This is a genomic window from Achromobacter semiaridum (genome assembly GCF_053543755.1).
The window spans coordinates 8,487-26,747 of sequence record NZ_JBLVOL010000057.1; the positions used below are offsets into that span (position 1 = coordinate 8,487).

General features: G+C 66.2%; 17 protein-coding genes. 5 read left to right on the top strand and 12 right to left on the bottom strand.

Annotation, left to right across the window (positions count from 1 at the left end; all coding sequences use genetic code 11):
* Positions 1–17: 17 nt before the first annotated feature.
* Genes ACNPP0_RS16120 through ACNPP0_RS16135 form a run of 4 tightly spaced genes read right to left on the bottom strand, consistent with a single transcriptional unit; the run spans position 18 to position 1,948 of the window.
* Positions 18–314: a YciI family protein gene (locus ACNPP0_RS16120; protein WP_448706446.1), complete on the bottom strand. Its 297-nt coding sequence runs from the start codon at positions 312–314 to the stop codon at positions 18–20.
* A gap of 12 nt (positions 315–326) precedes the next feature.
* Entirely contained in the window at positions 327–602 is a 276-nt protein-coding gene (gene catC, locus ACNPP0_RS16125; RefSeq protein ID WP_315526967.1) for a muconolactone Delta-isomerase, read from the bottom strand.
* 15 nt (positions 603–617) lie between these two features.
* Complete coding sequence (locus tag ACNPP0_RS16130; protein WP_046803260.1) at positions 618–1,262, bottom strand: 3-oxoacid CoA-transferase subunit B; 645 nt, start codon at positions 1,260–1,262, stop codon at positions 618–620.
* Positions 1,259–1,948 carry a 3-oxoacid CoA-transferase subunit A gene (locus ACNPP0_RS16135; protein WP_046803261.1) on the bottom strand — a complete coding sequence of 230 codons (690 nt, stop codon included), beginning with the start codon at positions 1,946–1,948 and terminating at the stop codon, positions 1,259–1,261. Before ACNPP0_RS16135 ends, ACNPP0_RS16130 begins: the two co-directional genes overlap by 4 nt.
* Before the next feature lie 194 nt (positions 1,949–2,142).
* On the opposite strand from ACNPP0_RS16135, the gene ACNPP0_RS16140 reads away from it, so the two are divergent.
* Complete coding sequence (locus ACNPP0_RS16140) at positions 2,143–2,925, top strand: IclR family transcriptional regulator (RefSeq protein WP_448706456.1); 783 nt, start codon at positions 2,143–2,145, stop codon at positions 2,923–2,925.
* Positions 2,926–2,975: 50 nt separating this feature from the next.
* Here ACNPP0_RS16140 and ACNPP0_RS16145 read toward each other — a convergent pair whose 3' ends face one another.
* The 4 genes from ACNPP0_RS16145 to ppc form a co-directional block, all read right to left on the bottom strand.
* A complete protein-coding gene (locus ACNPP0_RS16145; RefSeq protein ID WP_332609913.1) occupies positions 2,976–3,704 on the bottom strand; it encodes an SDR family NAD(P)-dependent oxidoreductase in 729 nt (242 codons plus the stop codon).
* 37 nt (positions 3,705–3,741) lie between these two features.
* Positions 3,742–5,082, bottom strand: coding sequence for a short-chain fatty acid transporter (locus tag ACNPP0_RS16150; RefSeq protein WP_448706447.1), 1,341 nt, complete (start codon positions 5,080–5,082; stop codon positions 3,742–3,744).
* A 178-nt stretch (positions 5,083–5,260) separates the two neighbouring features.
* On the bottom strand, positions 5,261–6,196 hold the full coding sequence (locus ACNPP0_RS16155) for a 3-hydroxyacyl-CoA dehydrogenase family protein (RefSeq protein ID WP_448706448.1): 936 nt from the start codon (positions 6,194–6,196) through the stop codon (positions 5,261–5,263).
* A 233-nt stretch (positions 6,197–6,429) separates the two neighbouring features.
* Positions 6,430–9,279, bottom strand: coding sequence for a phosphoenolpyruvate carboxylase (ppc, locus tag ACNPP0_RS16160; RefSeq protein ID WP_448706449.1), 2,850 nt, complete (start codon positions 9,277–9,279; stop codon positions 6,430–6,432).
* 165 nt (positions 9,280–9,444) lie between these two features.
* Between ppc and queC the strand changes: the two genes are divergently transcribed.
* Positions 9,445–10,164 (top strand): 7-cyano-7-deazaguanine synthase QueC, encoded by a 720-nt coding sequence (gene queC, locus ACNPP0_RS16165; protein WP_332609918.1) that lies wholly within the window; start codon positions 9,445–9,447, stop codon positions 10,162–10,164.
* Positions 10,165–10,250: 86 nt separating this feature from the next.
* Here queC and ACNPP0_RS16170 read toward each other — a convergent pair whose 3' ends face one another.
* Together ACNPP0_RS16170 and ACNPP0_RS16175 are read right to left on the bottom strand one after the other, a co-directional pair.
* On the bottom strand, positions 10,251–11,459 hold the full coding sequence (locus ACNPP0_RS16170; protein ID WP_448706450.1) for an MFS transporter: 1,209 nt from the start codon (positions 11,457–11,459) through the stop codon (positions 10,251–10,253).
* Positions 11,456–12,001, bottom strand: a complete 546-nt coding sequence (locus tag ACNPP0_RS16175) for a GNAT family N-acetyltransferase (protein WP_448706451.1) — start codon at positions 11,999–12,001, stop codon at positions 11,456–11,458. Before ACNPP0_RS16175 ends, ACNPP0_RS16170 begins: the two co-directional genes overlap by 4 nt.
* 116 nt (positions 12,002–12,117) lie before the next feature.
* Here ACNPP0_RS16175 and ACNPP0_RS16180 point away from each other — a divergent pair, with 116 nt between their 5' ends.
* The 3 genes from ACNPP0_RS16180 to ACNPP0_RS16190 all read left to right on the top strand — a co-directional run bounded on the left by ACNPP0_RS16180 (position 12,118) and on the right by ACNPP0_RS16190 (position 16,015).
* Positions 12,118–13,008, top strand: a complete 891-nt coding sequence (locus ACNPP0_RS16180) for a LysR family transcriptional regulator (RefSeq protein ID WP_448706452.1) — start codon at positions 12,118–12,120, stop codon at positions 13,006–13,008.
* A 77-nt stretch (positions 13,009–13,085) separates the two neighbouring features.
* Positions 13,086–14,954, top strand: a complete 1,869-nt coding sequence (ilvD, locus tag ACNPP0_RS16185; protein WP_046803270.1) for a dihydroxy-acid dehydratase — start codon at positions 13,086–13,088, stop codon at positions 14,952–14,954.
* A gap of 179 nt (positions 14,955–15,133) precedes the next feature.
* On the top strand, positions 15,134–16,015 hold the full coding sequence (locus ACNPP0_RS16190; RefSeq protein ID WP_448706453.1) for a LysR substrate-binding domain-containing protein: 882 nt from the start codon (positions 15,134–15,136) through the stop codon (positions 16,013–16,015).
* Between the two features lie 122 nt (positions 16,016–16,137).
* Here the strand turns inward: ACNPP0_RS16190 and lpdA are convergent, their stop codons facing one another.
* Together lpdA and ACNPP0_RS16200 are read right to left on the bottom strand one after the other, a co-directional pair.
* Positions 16,138–17,535 (bottom strand): dihydrolipoyl dehydrogenase, encoded by a 1,398-nt coding sequence (gene lpdA, locus ACNPP0_RS16195; protein ID WP_448706454.1) that lies wholly within the window; start codon positions 17,533–17,535, stop codon positions 16,138–16,140.
* An 8-nt stretch (positions 17,536–17,543) separates the two neighbouring features.
* Positions 17,544–18,261 (bottom strand): 2-oxo acid dehydrogenase subunit E2 (locus ACNPP0_RS16200; RefSeq protein WP_448706455.1); only part of this gene is annotated, 718 nt, incomplete at its 5' end.

Here is an 18,261-nt window from a genome sequence, read left to right on the forward strand (position 1 = left end):
GGCCCCCCGCGACAGGATTACAGGTGGCAGGTGCCGTCGACGTAGGCTTTGCGCCAGCGCGTGATGGTCACGCGGTCGAACAGATCGGCTTGCGAAAACGGGTCGGCGTCGATGAACTGCTGCGCGGCTTCGCGCGTGTCCAGGTCAACGATGTACAGGCCGCCGCCGGCGTCCTTGCCGTCGTCTTGCAGCTTGGCGCCGCACGCCAGCAGCAGCTGCTTGTTGGCGTCCAGGTATTCCAGGTGCGCCGCGCGATGTCGCGGGCCCACTTCCTGGTGGTTGGGCTTGTCGAACGTTTCGATGATGTAGGGCATGAAGTGCTCCTGTCAGATCGCCGAGGGATGGCGCGCCAGCGCCGTGACGTTGATGTCCATGTACGGAAACAGCGGCAGCGACGACAGCAGCGTGTGCAGTTCGTCATTGCTTTCGACGTCGAAAATGCTGACGTTGGCGTAGCGGCCCACCACGCGCCACAGCTCTTTCCACTTGCCGTCGCGTTGCAGTTGTTGGGCCAGCGCCTTTTCGTCCGCCTTGAGCTTGTCGGCGCGTTCGGCCGGCATGTCGACGGGAAGATTGACCTGCATTTGAACCATGAACAACATGATGGGGACTCCTGATTAGCGGGAAAACTTCAACGGCAGGCCGGTCAAGGCCAACAGTTCGTCGGCGGTGACGTCGCCGAACATGTCGGTCACGGTGACGCCGTCGGCGCGGATGTCGAACACCGCCACGTCCGTGTACACGCGCGATACGCAGCGCACGCCCGTCAGCGGATACGTGCAGGCCTCGACCAGCTTGCTCTGGCCTTCGCGCGTTTGCAGTTCCATCATCACGAAGACGTCTTTGGCGCCGATGGCCAGGTCCATCGCGCCGCCCACGGCGGGGATGGCGTCGGGCGCGCCGGTGTGCCAGTTGGCCAGGTCGCCGTGCTGCGACACCTGGAAGGCGCCCAGCACGCAGATGTCCAGATGGCCGCCGCGCATCATCGCGAACGAGTCGGCGTGATGGAAGAACGAGCAGCCCGGCAGTTCGGTCACGGGCTGCTTGCCGGCGTTGATCAGGTCGTAGTCTTCCTGGCCCTTGGCGGGCGCGGGGCCCATGCCCAGCATGCCGTTTTCGGTATGCAGGATGACTTCGCGGTCAGCCGGCAGGTGGTTGGCCACCAGCGTGGGCAGGCCGATGCCCAGGTTGACGTAGGCGCCTTCGGGAATGTCCTGCGCGACGCGGGCGGCGATCTGGTCGCGGGTCAGTTTGGTGCTCATTGCTGCTCCTTGGCGGCCGGGGCGGCGTCGATCTGGACGACGCGCTGCACGAAGATGCCGGGGGTGACGACGGTTTCGGGGTCCAGCGTGCCCAGTTCAACCACTTCGCGCACTTGCGCCACGGCCACGCGCGCGGCGCTGGCCATGATGGGGCCGAAGTTGCGGGCGGTCTTGCGGTAGACCAGGTTGCCCCAGCGGTCACCACGCTCGGCCTTGATCAGCGCATAGTCCGCGTGCAGCGGATATTCCAGCACGTAGTGGCGGCCGTTGATCTCGCGCACTTCCTTGCCATCGGCCAGCGGGGTGCCGTAGCCGGTGGGCGAGAAGAACGCGCCGATGCCGGCGCCGGCGGCGCGGATGCGCTCGGCCAGGTTGCCCTGGGGCACCAGTTCCAGTTCGATCTTGCCGCTGCGGTACAGGCCGTCGAAAATCTGCGAATCGACCTGGCGCGGGAACGAGCAGATGATCTTGCGCACGCGGTTCGCGCCCAGCAGGGCGGCAAGGCCGGTGGTGCCGTTACCGGCGTTGTTGTTGATGATGACCAGGTCTTTCGCGCCCTGTTCGAGCAGGGCGTCGATCAATTCCATGGGCTGGCCGGCAGTGCCGAAGCCGCCGATCATGACGGTGGCGCCGTCGGGTACGTCCGCCAGGGCGGCCGCCGCGCTTGCAACAAGCTTAGAGATCATGATGTTCGCTCATAGGTGGCGTGTCATAATTTGTTCTTCACTAGAACTTTCGTTCTTCTGAAGAACATCGTTTCATGGGGACCGCACAGCGTCAAGACAACCCGACGCACGGCGATCCTCCATCGTTTGGCGTTGCCCGCAATGGCAACGAACGGCTCGCCAGCGGCGAGCTTTTTACTCTTGGGACCTACCGGATGGCCGAGCAAGACCCCCAGCAGCCCAGCGACAGCTACGTGCAATCCTTCGCGCGCGGCCTGTCGGTGATCCGGGCATTCGGCCCGGGCCGTTCGCAGATGACGCTGTCCGAAGTGGCCGCCGTGACGGGGCTGACCCGCGCCGGCGCGCGCCGCATCCTGCTGACGCTGGAACACCTGGGCTACGTCACCGTCACCGACCGCAAGTTCGAACTGACCCCGCGCATCCTGGAGCTGGGCTACGCCTACCTGTCCGGCACGCCGCTGTGGAACCTGGCCTTGCCGTACATGGAAGAAGTGGCCGAGCAGACGCGCGAATCGTGCTCGGTGTCGGTGCTGGAAGGCGCCGACATCGTGTACATCCTGCGTCTGTCCACGCACAAAGTGATGACCATCAACCTGGCCGGGGGCAGCCGCCTGCCGGCGTGGGTGACGTCGATGGGCCGCGTGCTGCTGGCCGGCCTGCCGGACGCGGAACTGGACCGGGTGCTGGCCATGAGCCAGATCCAGGCCTATACCCCGCAAACCGTGACCGATATCGCCGACCTCAAGCGCCTGCTGGCCGGCGTGCGCGCCGATGGCTACGCGTGCGTGGCGCAGGAGCTTGAACCCGGCCTGCAATCGGTGGCCGTGCCCATCGTGGACCGCAGCGGCCGGGTGATCGCCGCGATGAACGTCAGCGGGCAGTCCAACCGCTTTACGCGCGAGGCCATGCTGGACGCCTTCCTGCCGCCCTTGCGCCACGCCGCCGACCAGATCAACCACGCGCTGCTGCGCCGCTGATTGCGGCGGGCAGGCACGAAGGTCAGGGCGGTTCAGCATGGCGCGCGGGCTCAGATGGGCGCGACGCCCAGCGTCGTGCCGCCGCACACATACAGCATCTGGCCCGTCACGAAGCCGTTGTCGGGCGACAGGAAGAACATGGCGGCGCGCGCCACGTCTTCCGGCGTGCCCAGGCGCTTGACGACGATGCTGTTGATGATGCGTTCCGTTTGCGGAGCGCCCGCCGGATTGCTCTTGGTGAACAGGTCGGTGGCGATCGGGCCGGGGCCGATGGCGTTGACGGTGATGCCGTCGCCACCCAGCTCCATGGCCAGCGTGCGCGTCAGGCCCACCAGCCCGGCCTTGGTGGCCGAATAGACCACGCGTTCGGGCTTGCCCAGCGCCGCGCGCGACGACATGTTCACGATGCGGCCAAAGCCGGCTTCGCGCATGGCGGGCAGCGCGGCCTGCACCAGGATCAGCGCGGTGCGCAGATGCAGGTTCACCACATAGTCCAGATCCGCCAGGGTGGCCGTGTCGGCCGTGCCCGGGCGCGTTGCACCGGCGTTGTTCACCAGGCCCACGATGTTGTAGGCGGCGGTGACTTCGGCGGCCACTTCCTTGGTGCGCGCTTCATCGGTCAGGTCGGCCTGATACGAGACCAGCCCGGCCGGCGGATTCTCGGGCAGTCGGTAGTCGATGTTGACCACCTTGTGGCCCGCATCCAGCAGCATGCGAATGATGGCGGCGCCTATGCCGGCGCTGCCGCCGGTGACGAGATACGCAGTGGGTTTGCTCATATCGGTTTCCAGTCTGTTCTATGAAAGCGCGTGGGTATCAGTGCGTGGCGTAGCCCCAGGCCAGCACGGCGGTGATGTGGATCACGCCCACCCACAGCATCATGATGACGGTGTAGCCCATCACGTCGCGCAGCTTCAGCTTGGACAGGGCCAGCGCCGGCAGGATCCAGAAGGGTTGCACCAGGTCGTTCCAGGCGTTGCCCAGCATGACGGCCATGGTCGTCTGGTTCATCGCGCTGCCGATTTCCTTGGCGGCGTCAATCATGAACGGACCCTGGATGACCCAGTGGCCGCCGGCCGACGGCGCAAAGAAGTTGATGAAGAACGAGCTGATCAGGCCCCAGAACGGCAGCGTGGCCGGCGTGGCGAAATCAACGAACACTTGCGAGATCGACGTCACCAGTCCCGACGCGGCCATGATGGCCATGATGCCGGCGTAGAACGGGTATTGCAGGATGATCCCGGAAATCGTCTTGATGCCTTCGGTCAGCTTGGCCACGTAGGCGGCCGGCGTGCCCAGCAGGATGATGCCCAGGAACAGGATGATGAAGTTGATCAGGTTCAGGTCCAGCGAGCCGCCGTCCATGAAGTGGAACGTAACGTAGGCAATGCCCAGCGCGCCGATCAAGAGGCTCAGGATGCGGCTGTTATTCAGCTTCGAGGCAATGGTGCCCTTTTCCAGCATGTCTTCGCTGGCGTTGGAGGCGTTGGCGTCGCGGTCGATGGCCGGGTCCACTTCAACGATCTTCTCGCCCTTCTTGGGGTGCAGCCACGCGTTCAGCAGCGGCAGCGTGATGATGATGACCAGGCTGGTGATCAGCATGGGCACCGAGAAAATGGTTTCCGACAGCGGGATGGTGCCCATCTGTTTGGCGGTGGGGTGGCCGGGGGGGGCGACCAGCACCGGGATGCTGGCGGACAGGCCCAGGCCGTACATCGTGAAGCCGCTATAGGCGGCCGCGATGATCAGCGGGTAGTGCACGCCCTTGACCTTCAGCGCCAGCTTCTTGGCGACGATGCCGCCGATGACCAGGCCAAAGCCCCAGTTCAGGTAGCTGCCCACGCCGCCGACCAGCGTGGCGACGATGATGGCGGTGTGCGGCTTGTGCACGTGGCTGACGATGCGGTTCAGCAGGCGGTCGGTCAGCGGCGCGGTGGCCAGCACGTAGCCCATTGCCAGAATCACGGCCATCTGCGTCGTGAACGCCAGCAGGCTCCAGAAGCCCTTGCCCCAGGCGCGGGTCACGTCGCCGATGCTCTGGCCTTCGATGCCCATGGCCAGCAGCACGGTCAGCAACGTCAGTGCAATCGCGAAAACAAAAGGATCCGGCAGATACTTGCGCATCAGCTCGGTAAAGAATGAAGCCAGTTTATTCATGGTGCCTCCAACAACTCCGTAGGCGGGTTCTCTAGTGCCGCGCCCCGCGCGCCATCGGGTGGCGATGCGCAACGGGGATCGACGATTGGTTTTCTTTGTGTGGTGGGGCTCGTGGCCCGCTGGCGCGGTGGGCAATGCCCCGCGCCTTATCTGTTGTGGATTCGGGTAAGAAACGCCGTCAGGAGCCGTCGGCCTTGCTGTTCAGCCACGCCGCCAGTTCGCCCAGCGCCGCGCTTTTCTCGCGCAGCACGCGTTCGCGGCGCTCGGGGCTCCAGGTGTAGAAACCCTGGCCGCTCTTGGCGCCGATCTGGCCGCTGTCGACCTTGCTTTTCAACAGGTCGGAAGGTTCGGTGCGGTTTTCAAGATCTTTGTACAGGTAGCTGGCAATCGCGTAGTGCACGTCGATGCCATTCATGTCGCGCTGCTCCAGCGGGCCGGACAGGGCCAGCCGGATGCCCAGGCTCCACTTGACCACTTCGTCGATGTCCTCGGCGCTGGCCACGCCCTTTTCCAGAAGCGAGATGGCTTCGCGCGCCAGCGCATGCTGGATGCGGTTGGCGATGAAGCCGGGGATGTCCTGGCGCACCAGCACGGGGCGCTTGCCGGCAAAGCGCAGCGTTGCCATGACTTGCGCGACGGTGGCATCCGAGGTGTCGTCATTGCGCACGACTTCCACCAGCGGGATGACATCGGCCGGCGTGAAGAAGTGGGCGCCCACGAAGCGGTCGCGGCGCGTGACGGCGCTGGCGATGGCGTTGATGGACAGGCCCGACGTGTTGGTGGCGAACAGCGTGTGCGCGGGGCACAGCGCGTCAAGCTTGGCAAAGATGCCGCGCTTGAGCTCCAGGTTTTCCGGCACGGCCTCGATGACCAGTTCGACGTCGGCCGCGGCCTCCAGGCCGGCATCCATGCGGATGCGCGCCAGGGATTCCTGCACCTGCTCAGGCGCGTAGACGTTCAGCTGACGGTCGATGACGGCGCGGGCGCGGTCCAGCGCGCCGGGCATGGGATCGATCAGGACGATGTTCAGTCCCTTCGAGGCGAACAGGGCGGCAATGCCGCTGCCCATGGCGCCTGCGCCGATGACGGCGAGATTTTTGAGGGGAGTATCCATGACAGTTCGCTTGGGGCTGCTTGCAGCCGGGCGTAGCAGGCGGGCACGCGGGGAACCAGGGTGGTCTCTGTCTCGTCCTCAGGTGCCTTTCTGTGCGGCGCGGCCAGAAAAATCGTTTTGTTCTATATACGAACATTTGTGCGTGTATAGAATTTCTGTCAGGGATAGTACTAAAAGTCTCCAGGGGTGGACAAATGGCCCCTCAGCGGTGTTCGGCAGGTGGACGCTGCCGCCTAGCCCGAATTGCGCAGCCCGGCGGCAATGCCGTTGATGGTCAGGTGGATGGCGCGCTGCACGCGTTCGTCTATTTCTGCCTTTGGATTGTTCTGCGCCGCGCGGTGGCGGCGAATCAAGTCGATCTGCAAATAGTTCAGCGGGTCGATATACGCAAAGCGTTCGCGCAGCGAATCCTGCAACATGGGGTTGTCGGCCAGCAGTTCGCGTTGGGTCAACAGCTTCAGCATGGCCAACGTGCGGCCATGTTCGGCGCTGATCAGCCCAAAGACGCGTTCGCGCAGGCCGCGTTGCGGCACCAACTGCGCGTAGCGCGCCGCGATGGCCAGATCAGACTTGGCCAGCACCATTTCCATGTTGGACAACAGCGTGCGGAACGCGGGCCAGTCGCGCGCCATCTCGCGCAACTGCGCCAAGCGCGCGCGGCGCGAACGCGGGCCACCTTCGGCGCCCACTTCCAGATAGGCCTCGATGGCCGAGCCCATGCCGTACCAGCCGGTCAGCATCAGGCGGCATTGCGCCCACGAAAAGCCCCACGGAATGGCGCGCAGGTCTTCGATGCGCTGGCCCTTCTTGCGCGAGGCGGGGCGCGATCCGATGTTCAGGCCGGCGATTTCGCTGATGGGCGTGGCGGCAAAAAAATATTCGGCAAAGCGGGGCGTGTCGTACACCAGGCCGCGATAGGTGCGCTGCGCGGTTTCAGACATGAACGACATGGCCGGGCCGTGCTGCGCCATGTGCGCGTCTTCCGCGCTGGTCGCTTCGGCGCGCGGGGCCAGGCTGGATTCCAGCGTGGCGGCCACCAGCAGTTCCAGGTGCCAGCGGCCGACCTCGGCGTCCTTGTACTTGCTTTGGATGACTTCGCCTTGCTCGGTCAGGCGGATCTGCCCGGCGACGGTGCCGGGCGGCTGCGCCAATATGGCGTCAAAGCTGGAGCCGCCGCCGCGCCCCACCGACCCGCCGCGCCCGTGAAACAGGCGCAAGCGCACGTGCCGCGACGAAAACACATCCACCAGCGCGCGTTCGGCCTGGTACAGCGACCAGTTCGACGTCAGGAAGCCGCCGTCCTTGTTGCTGTCGGAATAGCCCAGCATGACCTCCTGCGCGCCGTTCTGCGCCTGCTTCACGCGCTGGCGCACTTCGGGCAAATCCAGCCAGGCTGCCATGATGTCGGCGCCGCGCTGCAAGTCGGGAATCGTTTCGAACAAGGGCACGACCATCAGGCCATCGTCGGGGTCCAGGTCCTGGCCCGCCGGGGCGATCAAGCCCGCTTCCTTTTGCAGCACCATGACTTCCAGCAGGTCGCTCAGCGTTTCGGTGTGCGACACGATGGTCTGGCGCACGGCCTGCTTGCCATAACGCGCGCGACCGGCGGCGGCGGCGCGCAGCACGGCCAGTTCGCGCGTGGTGTCTTCGCTGTAGGCGATCCACGGCGAAGCCAGCGGGCGCGCCTGGGCCAGTTCGGCGCGCAGCAACGCCACGCGGGCGTCTTCGTCCAGCGCCAGGTAGTCCAGCGGTTTGCCTTCGTGCAGCGTGCCGGCGCGCTCGAACAGTTCGGCCAGCGCGCGTTCGTGCACGTCGGAGCTTTGGCGCAGGTCCACGGTGGCCAGGTGAAAGCCGAATACCTCCACGGCTTGTTGCAGGCCGGACAGGCGCAGCTTGGCGATGGGCGAGGCGTGATGCGCGGCCAGCGACGCGGCAATCACGGCCAGGTCGGCGGACAGTTCCCGCGGCGCTTGATACGCGGGGGCCGCGACGGTGCTGCGGCGCGCCAGGTTTTGCCCCGTCAGCGCTTGCGCCGTGGCGGCCAGTCGGGCATAGACGCCGACCAGCGCGCGGCGATAGGGCTCGTCGCTGCGGTGGGGGGAATCGTCGCCGCTGCTGTCGGCCAGCGCCAGCAGTTCCGGGTCGGCGGAGATCAGCAGGGTGGTGATCGACAGTTCCGCGCCCAGCGCGTGAACCTCTTGCAGATAGTGTTCAAACAGCACGGTGGCCTGTCGCAGCAGCGCGCGCTCCAGCGTGGCGGCATCCACGTTGGGATTGCCGTCGCGGTCGCCGCCGATCCAGCTGCCCATGCGCAGAAACGGTTCCAGCGGCGCGGGCGGCGCGGCGAACGGTTTGGCCGGCTCGCGGTTCAACAGCTTGGACAGGTCGGCGTACAAGCGCGGGATGACTTGCAGGAAGGTGCTGCGGTAGTACGACAGCGCGTTCTCGATTTCGTCGGCCACCGTCAGGCGCGTGTAGCGCAGCATGCGCGTCTGCCACAAGGTGGCCACGCGGCCGAGCAGCGCGGCGTCCAGTTCGGCCAGTTCCTCGGGCGTCAGCGGGCTATCGCGTTGGGTCAGCGCCAGGGCAATTTCGCGGTGCACGTCCAGCGTGCTCTTGCGCTGCACTTCGGTAGGGTGCGCGGTCAGCACCGGCACCACGCTGGCGTCGGCCAGCAGACGGCGGATGCGCGCCACGCCCACGCCTTGCTTGCCCAGCGTCAGCACGGCATCGCGCAGGCTGCCACGCGGCGCGGTGTCGCCGGCCAATGCGCGGGTGCGCTGGCGGCGGTTCTGGTCGCGGTCTTCGGCAATGTTGGCCAGATGCAGGAAGTAGCTGAAGGCGCGCGCCACGGAATTCGGGTCGTTGCCTTGCAGCCGCTTGACGCGTTGTTCCAGCAGCTTGCTGTCCGCCTCGTTGCCTTCGCGGCGGAATTTCACGGCGGTGCGGCGCAACGTTTCAATAGTGTCGAACACCCGTTTGCCTTCGCATTCCGCAATCACGGCGCCTAAAAAACGGCCTAGCAGGCGGATATCGTGGCGCAAGGGTTCTGCGGACTCGGACTGCGGGCGGCTGGCTTTCATCGGGCGGGGGTTCCGTCAGGCTGAAGGAAGAAAGAAAAGACGTGGGCGTTGCGGCACTACCGGGAAAATCGGACCGATTGATTTTACGCAGCGTTCCTTACGGGAACGTCGGTATCTCTCGGTTAAAGTCCGTGATGTCCCTTCGTCTTTGTAGAAGCCCCCTTTATGCAAAATCATCAACGTCGCGCGCTCGTACTGTTCTCGGGCGGCCAGGATTCCACCACGTGCCTGGCGTGGGCACTGGACCGCTATGCCCATGTGGAAACGGTGGCGTTTGATTACGGTCAGCGCCATCACATCGAACTGTCGGCGCGCTTGAATGTGCTGCGCGACATTCGCGCCAACTTTCCGGATTGGGCGCCGCGCCTGGGCGAAGACCACTTGCTGGACTTGAAGGTGCTGGGCCAGGTGGGCGACACCGCCATGACCAGCGACCGCGCCATCGAAATGCAGGCCAACGGGCTGCCCAATACGTTCGTGCCAGGGCGCAACCTGCTGTTCCTGACGCTGGCGGCGGCGCTGGGCTATCGGCGCCAGCTGGACGTGCTGGTGGGCGGCATGTGCGAAACGGATTTTTCCGGCTACCCCGATTGCCGCGACGACACCATCAAGGCGCAGCAGGTGGCGCTGGGCTTGGGGCTGGGCACGCGGGTGACGATCGAGACGCCGCTGATGTGGATCGACAAGTCGGAAACCTGGGCGCTGGCCTATCAGCTGGGCGGCGACGCCCTGGTGGAAACCATCGTCGAAGAAAGCCACACCTGCTATCTGGGCGAGCGCGGCGCGCGGCACGACTGGGGCTACGGCTGCGGCGAATGTCCGGCGTGCAAGCTGCGCAAGATCGGCTGGGAAAAGTGGGTGGTGGCCTCGGCCGCGGAAGGCTGATGCTGGCGGCGGGGGGCAGTTGCGGGGGGCTGATGCGGGCTGGGGTTGCGCAGGCGTAGTCGGTGCAAGCCGGCGCGCCCGGCCCTTCAGGCCTGAGCCCGCCTCGAATCGGGCACAGCCGTCACCCTGCCGATAAACCGTCGTCTTAATACATACGCCGCCGCCGCGATCACGCCCGCCATTGCCGCCGACATCGCCATGGCCGCGCGCGCGCCCTGCGTCTCGATCAAAAACGCATACGCCACGGGCGCCGTGGCCGTCAGCAAAAAGCTGGGCACCAGCAGCGCACCGACCAGCGTGCCGTAGCTGCGAAAGTCAAACAAGGCCAGCGGCAGCGTGCCGCGCGTGATGGTCAACAGGCCGTTGCACGCCCCGTAAAGCAGGGCATAGGCGGCAATGGCGTACACGCTGCCGTTGGACAAGCACGCCAGCACAAAGCACAGGGGCATCAAGGTGGTGACGACCCACGTCAACGTCAGCGGATGCAGCCTTGCGCCCAACGTTACGTCGGCCATGCGCGCGGCGAACTGGCCGACGCCCCACAACGCGGCCACGCTGGCCGCCGACGCGCCGGCCACGCCCATGCCCGTCATCAGCGCGATCAAATGCGCGGCGTTGCCGGCGGCCAGGAAGTTGGTCAGCATGGCGATCACCGCGTAAAGCGTGCCGGCCAGACGGCGTGCGGAGGCGTTGCGCGTCAAGCCGGCGGCCGGTCGGTCGGCGACAGCGGCGGGCGCGGCATACCGTTGGCGAGGCAGCGCCAGGTACAGCGGCAAGGTCGCCAACGCCAGCGCGCCGTAGACCAGCACCGCGCCGCGCCACCCCAGCCAGCCGGATAGCGCGTGTCCGGCCGGCCACATCACCGTGGATGCCAGCCCGCCAAACAGCGTGATCTGCGACATGGCCCGGCGCGCCGTCGGCCCGGCGGCGCGCGCCAACGACGCAAACGCCGCGTCGTACAGGCACAGCCGCATGCCCACGCCCAGCACCAGCCACGCCAGGTAATAAGCGGCCAGCGCGTGCGCGGCGGCCAGCAGCGCGCAGCCCGTCGCCCCGATCAACACGCCCAACGGCATCACGCGATGCCCGCCCCAGCGGTCCACCGCGCGGCCGGCCAGCGGCGACACCAGCGCCATCGTGACGATGGCGGCCGAAAACCCGCCATAGACGACGGACGCGTTCCAGCCCAGGTCGGCCGTCATCGCCGGGCCGAACGCGCCGATCAGGTAAAACGTGACGCCCCAGTTGACCAGCTGGGTCAGCCCCAGGCAGACGACGGCGCGCGGCGCAATCACGGCCGCTGCGGTGGCGTCGTGTCGCCTTCGCCCAGGCTGCGCTGCATCAGCACCGTGTCACGCCATTCGCCATGCTTGTGGCCCACGGATCGCAGCGTACCCACCGGATGAAAACCCTGACGGGCATGCAGCGCCAGCGACGCGGCGTTGCGGCTGTCGCCCACCACCGCCAGCATCTGGCGCCAGCCGGCGGCGGTGCAGCGTTCAACCAACGCGGCCAGCAGCTTGCCGCCGATGCCCAAGCCGGCGCGGCCGGCCTTCACATAGACAGAGTCCTCAACCGTGTGCCGGTAGGCCGGGCGCGGGCGGTACGGCGTGACGTAGGCGTAGCCGACGACTTCAGCGTTGATCTCGGCCACCAGGTAGGGCATGTCTTTTTCCAGCACGCCCGCGCGGCGCAGCCGCATGTCGTTGATGGAAGGCGGCTCCAGTTCGAAGGACGCGGTGCCGTGTTCAACGTGGTGCGCGTAGATGGTCTTGATGGCGGGCAGGTCAGCGTCCGCGCTGTCGCGGATGAGAACGGTAGGGGTGTTGGGCGACATGGGAAGCCAAGAGCGGGACAAGGGAAAAAAACCAGTCGCCAGTGTGGCGCAAGCCCAATCATTAATAAAGCTTTGGTCCGTTATGATTTGCATAAGCAAAACTTTGGGTAAACGTCATGCGGGGCCTGAATCTGGACCATTTGCGCACCTTTGCGCAGGTGATTGAGCTGGGCAGTTTTTCAGCCGCCGCCGAACGCGGCGGCGTGACCCAGCCCGCCGTGAGCCTGCAAATCCGCCAGCTGGAACGGCGCTTTGGCTTGAAGCTGGTCGAACGCGTCGGCCGCCCTGCCGGGCCGCCGGCGGCGGGGTTGGAACTGCTGACGCATATCCGGGTCATCGACGCGGCGCTGGCGCAGGCCGAGCAAGCCATGACCGCGCACGCGTCGCAGGTGTCCGGCCGCATCCGGCTGGGCACGGGCGCCACCGCTTGCACGTATCTGCTGCCGCCCATCCTGGCGCAGTTGCGCCGGCGCTTTCCCGCGCTGGATATCGTGGCCAGCACCGGCAACACCGTCGATATGTTGCGCGGGCTGGAGAACAACACGCTGGACATGGGGCTGGTGACCCTGCCCGCGCCCGGCCGCATGTTGCAAGTGACGCCCGTCATGGAAGACGAGTTCGTGGCCATTTTCCCGGCGCGCGACGCCGCCGCCATTCCCGCCCAGATCACCCCGCAGGCCCTGGCGCCGTGGCCGCTGGTGCTGTTCGAGCCGGGCGCGCGTACCCGGCGGCTGGTGGACGACTGGTTCGAAGCGGCGGGCGTCGCGGCCAAACCCGTCATGGAGCTGGGCAGCACCGAAGCCATGAAGGAAATCGTGGCGGCGGGCCTGGGCTGCGCGGTGCTGCCCAAGCTGGCCGTGTCGGGCGCGGGGCAGCGCGATGTGCTGGCGGTGCGTACGCTGACGCCGCGCCTGTCGCGCGAACTGGCGATTGTGATGCGGCGCGACAAGCCCCTGAGCCGGGGCTTGCGCCATTTGCAGGACGCGTTGCTGGCGTTGAAGGCGTAGGCCGCCGGCACGCCTGCGCCCGATCCAGCGTATTATTTACCGTTTTGCCGCCACGCTAACAGCACTCGAGACAAATCATGCCGCACTACCGTTCCCGCACATCGACCCACGGCCGCAACATGGCCGGCGCCCGCGCCCTGTGGCGCGCCACTGGCATGAAGGACGGTGATTTCGGCAAGCCGATTATCGCGGTAGTGAACTCGTTCACGCAGTTCGTGCCCGGCCACGTGCACCTGCGCGACCTGGGCGCGCTGGTCGCCAAAGAGATCGAAGCCGCCGGCGGCGTCGCCAAGGAATTCAACACGATCGCCGTCGATGACGGCATCGCCATGGGCCACGGCGGCATGCTGTATTCGCTGCCGTCGCGCGAACTGATCGCCGACTCGGTCGAATACATGGTCAACGCGCATTGCGCCGACGCCATGGTCTGCATTTCCAACTGCGACAAGATCACCCCGGGGATGTTGATGGCCGCCATGCGCCTGAACATCCCGGTCGTGTTCGTGTCCGGCGGCCCGATGGAAGCGGGCAAGGTCAAGTCGCCCACCGACGGCAAGGTCATCGCCAAGATCGACCTGATCGACGCCATGATCAAGGCCGCCGACCCCAACGTGTCGGACGCCGAAGTGGCCGAAGTCGAACGCAGCGCTTGCCCCACGTGCGGCTCCTGTTCCGGCATGTTCACCGCCAACTCGATGAACTGCCTGACCGAAGCCATCGGGCTGGCCCTGCCGGGCAACGGCACCATCGTCGCCACGCACGCCTGGCGCAAGGGCTTGTTCGAGCAAGCCGGCCGCCTGGTCGTCGATTTGTGCCGCCGCTACTACGTCGAAGAAGACGAATCGGTCCTGCCGCGCAACATCGCCACCAAGAGCGCGTTCCAGAACGCGATGGCGTTGGACGTTGCTATGGGCGGCTCGACCAACACCGTGCTGCACCTGCTGGCCGCCGCGCAGGAAGCAGGCGTGGATTTCACGATGGCCGACATCGACCGCATCTCGCGCAAGGTGCCGTGCCTGTGCAAGGCGGCGCCCGCCACCGACAAGTACCACATTGAAGACGTGCACCGCGCCGGCGGCATCCTGGGCATCCTGGGCGAACTGGCGCGCGCCGACCTGCTGGACCTGTCTTGCGGCAACGTGCACAGCGGTACGCTGGGCAACGCCATCCAGAAGTGGGACGTGGCCGGTGACGCAAGCGAAGAAGCGCAGAAGTTCTATCGCGCCGCGCCCGGTGGCATCCCCACCACGGTCGCCTTCAGCCAGGACGCCACGTTCCTGACGCTGGACACCGACCGCAAGACGGGCTGCATCCGCAGCAAGGAAAGCGCCTATTCCAAGGACGGCGGGCTGGCCGTGCTGTATGGCAACCTGGCCGAGAAGGGCTGCATCGTCAAAACCGCCGGCGTGGACGAATCGCAATGGGTCTTCACGGGCCGCGCCCGCGTGTTCGAAAGCCAGGACGACGCCGTTGAAGGCATCCTGGGCGACAAGATCGTGGCGGGCGACGTCGTCGTGATCCGCTACGAAGGCCCCAAGGGCGGCCCCGGCATGCAAGAAATGCTGTACCCCACGTCGTACCTCAAGTCCAAGGGCCTGGGCAAAACCTGCGCCCTGTTCACCGACGGCCGTTTCTCGGGCGGCTCGTCCGGCCTGGTGATCGGCCACGCCTCGCCGGAAGCGGCCGAGGGCGGCACGATCGGCCTGGTGGAAGAAGGCGACATCATCGAAATCGACATCCCCAACCGCAAGATGCACCTGGCGGTTTCCGACGAAGAACTGGCCCGCCGCCGCGCCGCGATGGACGCGCGCGCCGACGGCTGGGAGCCGGTCGGCCGCGAACGCGTGGTGTCGCAAGCCCTGCAAGCCTACGCAGCATTGGCCACGTCGGCCGACCGCGGCGCGGTGCGCGACCTGTCGCAGCTGAAGCAAAAAGCCAAGCGCTGATCGCGGCGCAGGGCTGGGAAGAACGGCGCCCGTGGGGCGCCGTTTTATTTGCGCGGTGCGGCGCCATTGGGGTCGCAAGACACCGCGCAATGTAGCGGGATACTGCGAAATACAGGGTTAAAGCGGTAAATTCGATCTACAACATATAGGCTGTTTTTTAGGCTTCAAGGACGCCCGACATGGCTTTGAATTCCGATGCATTGCGCGTGTTTCTCGGCGTGGTTGACGCCGGGTCGCTTAGCGCCGCGGCCGAGCTGCTGGGGCAGACGGCATCCGGAGTCAGCCGGGCCTTGTCACGGCTGGAAGATGACTTGGGCGTGATGCTGCTGAACCGCACCACGCGGCGCATGGAGCTGACCGAAGAGGGCGCGCACTTCTTGCCCAAGGCCCGGCAGATTGTCGCGTCGCTGGACGAGGCCGAAGAGTGCATGCGCATGGTGCATCAGCGGCCGGCGGGCAGATTGCGGGTGGATGCGTCGGTGCCGGTGATGCTGCATTGCGTGGTGCCGCACGTGGGGGAATTCCGGCGTGAGTATCCCGAGATCACGTTGGAACTGACCAGCAACGATCGCATCGTGGACCTGATAGAGCACCGCACCGACATCGCGATCCGCATGGGACCGCTAACGGATTCCACCTTGCATGCGCGCGTGTTGCGGCCGTCGCCGCGCTGGATGATGGCCAGCCCCGACTACATCGCGCGGCGCGGCGCGCCGGAAACGGTTGAGGATTTGGCGCGGCATGAAGTGTTGGGATTCACGCAGCCCGAAAGCCTGAACCTGTGGCCGCTCAAGCACGCGGGCGGGTCCAGTTTTCAAGCGACGCCGACGCTGGCCACATCAAGCGGAGAAACGCAGCGCCAGTTGGCGCTACGCGGCGTGGGCATCGCCTGCCTGTCGGATTTCGTAGTGCGCGAAGATATCGCGGCGGGCAGGTTGGTGAAGGTGATGGAAGGCGTGTACAGCGATCACCTGCAACCGATGCACGCCGTGTACCACCGCAACACGCAGCTGTCGCGGCGCATCGCGTGCTTCCTGGATTTCTTTGCGCAGCGGGTTTGATGCGTTCTTGAAGCGTTCTTGAAGCGTTCTTGAAGCGCTCTTGACGCGCCGCATGCAGGGCCGTGCACGCCGCGCGAAGGTCCCACTGAAGGCGGCCCCGCCCGCACGCCGCCTTCTGCTGCTTACGCGTGCAGTGCCCGTCCAAACGCAGCCAACACCGATTCGTGCAGTGTTTCCGACAACGTCGGATGCGCGAATACCGTGTGCATCAAGTCTTCCTCGGTGGCTTCCAATGACGCCGCCACGCCATAGCCGGTGATCAGCTCGGACGCTTCGGGATGGATGATGTGCGCGCCCAGCAGTTCGCCTGACTTCGCATCGAACACCGTCTTGACCAGCCCTTGGTCTTCGCCCATGGCGATGGCCTTGCCGTTGCCGGCAAAGGTGAATTTGCCGACGCGGATCTCGCCGCCGTGGGCCTTGGCGTGTTCCCGCGCGCGGGCTTCCGTCATGCCGATGCTGGCCACTTGCGGGTATGAATACGTGCAGGCGGGGATGCGCAGCGGGTCGATGGCGTGCACCGTCTTGCCCGCGATGGCTCCCACGCACAGCACGCCTTCATGGCTGGCCTTGTGGGCAAGCCAGGGCGCGCCGGCCACGTCGCCGATGGCGTAGACGCCGGGTTCGCCGGTGCGGCAATGCGCATCGGTGACGATGTGGGTTTTCTCGACCTTCACCCGCGTCTTCTCCAGGCCCAGGTCTTCAACGTTGCCGACGATGCCGGCCGCGACGATAACGCGGTCCACCTCCAGCTGCGTGGTCTTGCCTTGCTGTTCCAGCGTGACGCTGACGCCCTTGGCAGACAGCGACGACGCCGTAACGGCGCATTGCGTCAGCACGCGGATGCCCTGCTTTTCGAACGCCTTGCGCGCCAGCTGCGAAATTTCCGCGTCTTCTTGCGGCAGGATTTCGGGCGTCATGTCGATCAGCGTCACGTCCGAACCGATGGCGCGGTAGAAGCTGGCGAATTCCGCGCCGATGGCGCCCGCACCCACCACAAGCAATGTCTTCGGGATCTCGTTGGGGGCAAGGGCCTGGCGGTAGGCCCAGATGCGTTCGCCCAGCGGCAACGCGGGCAGTTCGCGGGCACGCGCACCGGTTGCCAGGATGATGTGCTTGGCGGACAGCGTTGTGCCGTTGTCCAGCGCCAGCTTGCCGGCGCCGGCCAATTGGGCGCGCGCGGCGAACACCGTCACACCGTTCTTCTTCATCAGATGCGCCACGCCCTGGCCCAGCCGGCCCGCCACCTTGCGCGACCGCGCGACCATGGCGGCCAGATCGGCGCGCGCCTCACCGGTGCCGGTGACGCCGTAGTGCGATGCTTCTTGGCAGGCGCGCAGCACCGTTGCGCTGTGCAGCAAGGCCTTGGTGGGTATGCAGCCCCAGTTCAGGCAGATGCCGCCCAACTCGGCGCGTTCCACCAAGGCCACCGACATGCCCAGCTGCGCGGCGCGGATGGCGGCCACGTAGCCGCCGGGGCCGCCGCCAACGACGACCACATCAAACACGTTCTTCGTCATCGTCGGGCTCACAGCAGTATGCGCACGGGGTTTTCGATCAGCGTGCGCAAGGCGGCCAGCCAGCGCGCGCCCACCGCGCCGTCCACCGCGCGGTGGTCGGCGGACAAGGTCACGGTCATGACGGTGGCGGCGACCAGTTCGCCGTTGTCGCCTACGACAGGCCGCCGTTGGGCCGCGCCCACCGCCAGGATGGCGGCCTGCGGCGGGTTGATGATGGCGGCAAACTGGCTGATGCCGTACATGCCCAGGTTGCTGACCGTGAGCGAGCCGCCCGTGAATTCCTCGGGCTTCAAACGGTTGATCTTGGCGCGCCCGGCCAGCTCGACGATTTCGTTCGCGATGGAAGTCAGGGACTTGATGTCCGCGTCGCGCACGATGGGCGTGACCAGGCCGCCGTCGGTGGCGACGGCCACCGAGATGTCGGCGCCGGCGTGGTATTCGATGTCGTCTTCATGCCAGCTGACATTCACTTCGGGCACTTCGCGCAGCGCCAACGCGGCCGCGCGCACGATGAAATCGTTGACCGACAGCTTGACCGCGCCGCCATGATTCGCTTGCGCGCGCAGGGCCAGCAGCGCGTCCATCTTGCAGTCCACCGACAGGTAGAAGTGCGGCACGTTCTGCTTGCTTTCCGTCAAGCGGCGGGCGATGGCGCGGCGCATGCCGGTGTGCGGCACGCGGCGCGCGGCGGGGCGGCCGGATGGTGGCGTGGCGTTAGCGGTGGGC